General features: G+C 57.9%; 8 protein-coding genes. 6 read left to right on the top strand and 2 right to left on the bottom strand.

The features are described 5' to 3' along the window. The first annotated feature begins 69 nt into the window (after positions 1–69). From IE243_RS21780 to IE243_RS21800, 5 genes are all read left to right on the top strand, one after another. Positions 70–372, top strand: coding sequence for a pyridoxamine 5'-phosphate oxidase family protein (locus IE243_RS21780; protein ID WP_244643314.1), 303 nt, complete (start codon positions 70–72; stop codon positions 370–372). Between the two features lie 151 nt (positions 373–523). Further along, positions 524–1,021, top strand: a complete 498-nt coding sequence (locus tag IE243_RS21785; protein ID WP_191321406.1) for a Ros/MucR family transcriptional regulator — start codon at positions 524–526, stop codon at positions 1,019–1,021. A gap of 2,018 nt (positions 1,022–3,039) precedes the next feature. Beyond that, the gene (locus IE243_RS21790) at positions 3,040–3,393 is read left to right on the top strand and encodes an addiction module toxin RelE (protein WP_191321407.1); all 354 of its coding nucleotides are present in this window, start codon (positions 3,040–3,042) and stop codon (positions 3,391–3,393) included. Continuing rightward, entirely contained in the window at positions 3,390–3,692 is a 303-nt protein-coding gene (locus IE243_RS21795; protein ID WP_191321408.1) for a helix-turn-helix domain-containing protein, read from the top strand. The genes IE243_RS21790 and IE243_RS21795 overlap by 4 nt, the downstream gene beginning before the upstream one ends. Before the next feature lie 761 nt (positions 3,693–4,453). Then, complete coding sequence (locus IE243_RS21800; protein ID WP_191321413.1) at positions 4,454–5,137, top strand: recombinase family protein; 684 nt, start codon at positions 4,454–4,456, stop codon at positions 5,135–5,137. 11 nt (positions 5,138–5,148) lie between these two features. Here the strand turns inward: IE243_RS21800 and IE243_RS21805 are convergent, their stop codons facing one another. Then, the gene (locus IE243_RS21805) at positions 5,149–5,322 is read right to left on the bottom strand and encodes a DUF3309 domain-containing protein (RefSeq protein ID WP_191321409.1); all 174 of its coding nucleotides are present in this window, start codon (positions 5,320–5,322) and stop codon (positions 5,149–5,151) included. A 269-nt stretch (positions 5,323–5,591) separates the two neighbouring features. Here IE243_RS21805 and IE243_RS21810 point away from each other — a divergent pair, with 269 nt between their 5' ends. Further along, positions 5,592–5,741: a hypothetical protein gene (locus tag IE243_RS21810; protein WP_191321410.1), complete on the top strand. Its 150-nt coding sequence runs from the start codon at positions 5,592–5,594 to the stop codon at positions 5,739–5,741. Positions 5,742–5,749: 8 nt separating this feature from the next. Here the strand turns inward: IE243_RS21810 and IE243_RS21815 are convergent, their stop codons facing one another. Further along, positions 5,750–6,049, bottom strand: coding sequence for a DUF5681 domain-containing protein (locus IE243_RS21815; protein WP_191321411.1), 300 nt, complete (start codon positions 6,047–6,049; stop codon positions 5,750–5,752). Between the last annotated feature and the right edge of the window lie 425 nt (positions 6,050–6,474).

A 6,474-nucleotide genomic window follows, 5' to 3' on the forward strand; every position in this document is an offset into this window, starting at 1 on the left:
TTCTGATCCAAGAGTCTTGGTATTAGCGTACGATTTCGAGCAGATCTTGTTCTGCCCCCAAACTCAGAAATCTCTGCCTATCCAACGGTTTCCCTCGCTTGGGCTGACAACAGCAGCTACCACTACGCAGTCATCTCTGGTCAGGCGGCCGTAACGGACGACCGTGCCAAAATTGCCGGGCTTTGGTCCGATATGGATAAAGCATGGTGGGAAGATCAGACTGACCCCAGCATCCGTCTCATCACGGTCACCCCTGAAAGAGGGGAAATCTGGGATAGCCCCGGCCGGCTTGTATCTGCTGCGAAAATGCTGGTCGCCGCCGTCACGGGGTCAACGCCGGATATGGGCGCAAACGCTGAAGTAAAGCTTTAGCGCTTCAGTCATTCGCGCTGCCTGCCACGCGGGCAGTCCCTATAGTGGCGATGATAATTGTGCGCAACATACTCCGCCCTCTAGCGCGAGGCATAGCCGTCTTGCGCGTATCTAAAAGATGACCGAGTATCTGGGATAGGAGATTTACCACATGGATGACGTTTCTGTACCAGAAAATCTCGTTGAGCTCACTGCCGATATTGTTTCATCTTATGTTGCCAATAATCAGGTGAGCAAAGATAACCTTGGGGAACTGGTGATTGCGATACACCGCGCTCTAGCCGGCCTGACGAAGCCAGCAGGAGAAAAGACAGCACCTCCACAGCAACCAGCTGTTCCCATAAGCAAATCCGTCACGCCGAACTATATTATCTGTCTGGAAGACGGAAAGCAGTTCAAGACATTGAAGCGCCATTTGCGCTCGGCCTATGGCATGACGCCAGCGGAGTATAGGACCAAGTGGAATCTGCCATTCGATTACCCGATGGTTGCTCCGAGCTACGCTGCGTATCGCTCTGCCCACGCAAAAACAATGGGCCTCGGGGCGATACGCCTTACGACCGGCGCATCGCCTGCCCCAGAACCCGCGGCAGTAGAACAAGCTGCACCTACTCCACGCAAGCACGCGCCCCGAAAAAATTCCGCTTAACGCGCAAGCTCAAAAAACCCGACCTGGCTTATGCCGGGCCGGGAGTTTTGAATGCGCAGCTCATCGGGGGGATGAGCTTAAGCTTAACGGCTGAGGATTAAATTTGTTCCGCCAGTTCTCTATCAGATGCCGACCTTCGGCTGTGCCGGATTTCCCGGCGGTTGCAATGGACTCGCTACCTCAAATTTTACGGTTCCTGCCCCGGCTGCTGCGCGCTGCGGCGGCAGCTCGTAGGGCCAGTTTCTCTGACAGCCCAAATGCCAAAGTGATTTGTAAGGTGTTTTTCGCCCTAACCCTCATGGCAGGGGGAGAAGGTGGCGGTAGGTGGTCCTTGTCCGCTTGGCTCATTTGCTCAGTTCCGAAAAAGCTCAGGCCCGACTTCAAGGCGGGGCCGCGTTCTCCGTATCAGCCAGGCTATGCAGCCTGGTCCTCTGGGCTGCTCACCATCATCGCAGCCTGATCTGTAAGCTGCAGGATGTCGTTCCCTGAGCCAATTTCACGTCCATTGAGATAAAGCACCGCCGATCCCTTAACGACGTGGATCTCGAACATATCGGGGTGCCGCTCCGCCCAGATAACGCACACGGGGTTTCCTGCCCGGTCAGTCCGGACGAAACTGTGCCACCATAAGCGCATAACAGCCTCCCATTACCTCGTCGCTTTATTGACGATGATCAGAAGTTATACCGCCGTGGTTCCGCACGAAGTAAATTTTGTGTGTAATGCATTACATGGAATTGCTGTATTACGTGCAATTTCGGTTATTTTTCTAACATAGATTAGTTTTCCTATTTCTCTGATCCAGACGGCGGGTCAAGGCCTCAGGCCCTTTGCAATGCTGTAGGTAACGCTATTCACCATGCCTGAGACGTGGGTTAGGGTATGCCATGGGGAACTTCATGGGGCCGAAGCTATGTCACGCCTGATCTGGATGGGGGGCCAGGCCATCTTCCCTACAGCGCGAGGTACCGGCTAACATGGTCCCATGAGCGCTGTCCCTTACCTTCTCGCATTCATTGCCGTTCTGCTGCTGGTCGCTTTGGGGCTTCTGGCGAAGATACAGAAGCGGCTGGAGGCCATATCCGGGCAGATGTCTGTGGCGGGGGAGGTGGTTGTGCCCCAACTGGAATATAAGCTTTTCGATAGCCTGGACAGGCTTCACACTAGGCTGGATTCGATAGAAACCAACACATATAAAACCCGCCCTGACGTCGGTTAGCACTGGTGGGATGAGTGTCCCTGATATGGGTCACTCGTTGCTCGACCCGGCCTGCCATGCCTTATCTGCAAAGTAGGAAAGCCGCACCGCCAGATAAATAGCCTTAGCGCTACCAGGCTCGGCACTGGCGAGCGCTTTGAAGGCTGGGACTGCCTTCGGGTCGGTAAGGATGCGCGCTAACGCCTCCGTATTCCGCCCTGCCCGCCAGTCGGTCCACTTCTCACCAATGGCCTTGGGAACGCCTCTATGCCTATGAAGCGCCCCTGAAGCGGAATGAAGCGCTTTTTCCCTCGCGTGATGATGTCAGATAAATCGGCGCTCCCGCCCTCCGGAGTGGTTTTCACCCACTTCGAGGAAAGCCTCCGTTCCGCTCGCGTGACGATAGGGGATAAATCGGTGAGGCCGGTTTTCTGCAGGGATATCTGTTCAGGATAGACCCTTTGGCCATGAGCGCCGCCGGCCAGAGAGGTTCTCCCCAATCTCGGGGAAAACCGTCATTCTGCTCGCGTGATGATAGGGGATAAATCGGTGGCTGGCCCGGGCTATGGAACGCGCCACTGCGGCGCGCTGGCTTCGCCAGCCTGCGGGCGTCAGTTTTTCGGTACTTCCGAATATCCTGCGAGATAGGGCCGGACGGTTTTTGAGCTGACCCATGCCACCCTCATGACTGTTGGGCAGGCTATAATGACGGAGCACTGTCGGATTTTCCGACAGTGGTTGCGGTCCCCAATTTCGGGGAACGCAAAATTGCGTCATCTGCGCCATTGACGTACTGCGCCGCTGGCGTATATGAAACCGTATGACCGCGCCCCATACCGTTGTCGAGACGCCAGCCTTCCTGTCGAAGGCCAGCAAAATCATGTCCGACGATGAGCGGGTGTCCATTGTGGACATGGTTGCGACGAACCCGCGCGCAGGCGTGCTGATCCAGGGGACCGGCGGCCTGCGCAAGGCGCGGTTCGGAATTGGCGACCGTGGCCGGCGGGGCGGCGGCCGGGTCATCTACTGGTTTCATTCAGACGGATTCCCGGCGGTTCTGCTCTGGGCGTTTGCGAAGAATGAGGCCAGCGATTTGACCGCCAGCCAGAAGGCGACGCTGGCCCAGCTGGGCGAGGATCTTCTGGACGATTTCAGGAAAGGGAAAGGCCGATGAAAGACGCTGATTTTCAGGGGCTGGTCCAAGGCATGAAAGAAGCTCAGGCCTATGCGCGAGGCGAGCGCGTCGACGGCCTGCGCGTCCACATTCCAGCTGAAATCGACGTTGCCGGCGTCCGCCGGAAAACCCGCCTGTCGCAGGCCGAGTTCTCCAGCCGCATCGGCATTTCAGCCGCCACGCTCAGGAACTGGGAGCAGGGGCGCCGGAAGCCAGAAGGCCCGGCCCGCGTGCTGCTGTCGCTGATCGATGCAAACCCGCGGGTGGTTGAGGAAACGCTGGCCAATCGCGGAGCTTGATCCCAGGGGCTTCGCGCGCCGGCGCACGCGCGCACCATCCGCGCACTTGGTGGCGAAATTGCCCGGATCCGGCTCGCGCACGCGCACTCTGCGCAGAAACTCCCAGCAGGCCCGTCGCCAGTCCCTGGTGATAGGCGGTGACAACGGGGAGGGCAGGCGACGCAAAACCCTTATCCAGAAACAGTTTCGGACCGGTGACACCCCTCTTGGGGGACTGTTTCGGCACGTAGGGCTATTGTCCGAGCAAGGGGAGCTTCTGCGCTACCCAGACCGTCACAGCGATTAGCATCAACACCGCCAGGAAAATCGCCGCGCGGTAGACTTCTCTTTTTGACATCGCTCTCTTTCGCAGAGGGTCATGCAAGCCCAGCCTTGGCTGTTGCAAGCCTCCCTATGCCTGCTGCTGCGGGATCTCCTGCGGCGTCTGGGGGGGTACCTGAATGGGCTCCTGCGGAACGGGGATTGGCTCCCTTACCGGAACGCCAGCCGGTTCTTCAGGATGAGGCCCCTCTGGCGGCGTGGGTGGTTGCGCTGGGGTGTCTGGCGCGGGTGGGATCGGTATCGGCGGTTCGGCCGGGGGCTGCTGGTTCATGGCATGGCTCCTTGGGTTTCATGGAGCCAAGTCCTCGGCTCACGTGTGGGTTCCCGTTCAGTCTTTCGCCCCTCTGCTGCACCAGCAGTGGTGCGTGTGTGCATTTGACATGTAGCTGTATCGGACCATAACGTTTGTCTCAACGTTCGTTGAAACAGACGTGAGTGGCATGACGCAGGGAAAATTCGTCGCCTACTACCGCGTTTCGACCCAGAAGCAGGGTCGATCAGGTCTCGGCCTGGATGCACAGAAGGAAGCCGTCAGAACCTTCCTGAGCGGCGGCAGTCTGAAGCTGTTGGCAGAGGTTGTGGAGATTGAGAGCGGGAAGAAGGACGACCGTCCAAAATTGGCAGAGGCACTGCGCCTTTGCCGCTTACTTGGGGCGCGGCTTCTCATAGCGAAGCTGGACCGCCTGTCCCGTGATGCTCATTTCCTGCTCGGCCTTCAGAAATCCGGCGTGCAGTTCACGGCTGCCGATATGCCGGAAGCCAACGAGATGGTCGTGGGGATCATGGCCGTTGTGGCCCAAGCCGAGCGGAAAATGATATCGGCCCGCACCAAAGCGGCGTTGGCGGCGGCAAAGGCTCGGGGGACAGTGCTGGGCGGCCATCGTGGCGTGACGCCGTCCCGAGAGGATCAGGAGGCCGGAAGAGCCACCCAGGCCGCCAGAGCGCTGGCTCGCGTCGCGGATCTCTCTCCAGTCATCAGGGATTTGCAGGCAAGCGGCGCTCATTCCTTGGGAGCCATCGCTCGCGGCCTCAACGAGCGCGGCATTCCAGCTGCCCGCGGCGGCTCCTGGTCGCCTATGCAGGTTTCCCGTGTTTTACGGCAGGCTGCCGCACGTCCACTTTGAGGGTGACGCCGTCACACTGCGGTTGGCCCCGGACTGAACACACCCATCAACAGCAGGATGATAAGGACGACCAGCAGCAGGCCGCCGATGCCAAGCCCTTGGGTGCGATAACGACCGTCGCCATAAAACATTCCACCGCCGCCGAAGAGCAGGATGAGGATGATCAACACAAGCAAGAGGTACATCGTGGTCTCCACCCTATACGCGAGGTCTTTTGCTCAACGCTCAGAAGCGGGCGGCGTTCCACAATATGCCTTCTCCCATTCGGCCTCAGTCAGGACCGGACAACCGGCGTCTTCCTGATCTGCCTGCCCTTCAGCAAGAGGGTAGGCGCTGACCGTGAAGCGCTCTCCATCGGTGCTTTCAGCCTTCTCCAGCCGTGACAGACGAGCCGAAATCAAGCGCGACATGAGATTGGCCGGTGATGATGGGGGCTGACTATTGGGCGGATGATATGAAGCACATTCCCGGAGCTGGAGGCGGTCAGGGCTTCAATTTTAGCCTGTCGCTCGGCCTCATCCACTCCGGTCACGATATGGCGCACAACCCTTACGGCCGGTGTTGGGGGTTCTCGCTTGGCTTCCAGCTTCGAAATCCGGTCTGAAATTCTGCTCATGTCGCACACCTCGCGGTTCCAGCAATGACCGCAGAAGCAAGGTCCGCATCGCTCAGGTTCATGAGGCCGTCCGTCAGGTCAGCGCCGTCTGTCCACCGGCTTTCGGGCAAAGGCGCCGGACGCAAGGCCACGGTGTCACCACCACAAGCCATCTCGATTGCCTTACGCGTGATTTTCTCGGCTTCACCCGCGAGCAATTCGTCAATCGCCCGTGTGGTGCGGTGGCGCGATCCACGCGGCTTGCCAGCAGGATTTCCGCTCTGGCCCTTCCTGAAACTCGTACTGTTTGCCGCCATCCCCGATCCGTCGACGTAAGCGCTATAACACGACAAACTTGTAGCATTTTAATGCTGCAGTGTCGCCCTGAATTCGGCCTGCATTTGGCACTGAGCGACTAAAGCTGCGACGAAAAGCTCGTGCTACAAATACCTAGGAGGCTAAAAAGATGATCCCTATGCCTACGGCGATGATGATGGCATAAAGCGCAAGCTCATTGTTGGATTTATGGAGCATGTCTCCACCGTAAAATTTAAAAATATAACAATACATCAATCTGGTGTGTAATTATACTCACAAAAAATCATAGCCGTGTTGCATATAGCGTTTGGAACCATCCGGGATCTTCCGACTTGTTTGGTTCGGGTCTGACTGGCGGCGTTATCTTTTGGGGCAACTGTCTCACAGTACCGTTCAAGCCGTAGCGAACAGCTCATTCTTATGA

Source organism: Camelimonas fluminis (genome assembly GCF_014656355.1).
Classification (GTDB): Bacteria; Pseudomonadota; Alphaproteobacteria; order Rhizobiales; family Beijerinckiaceae; genus Camelimonas; species Camelimonas fluminis.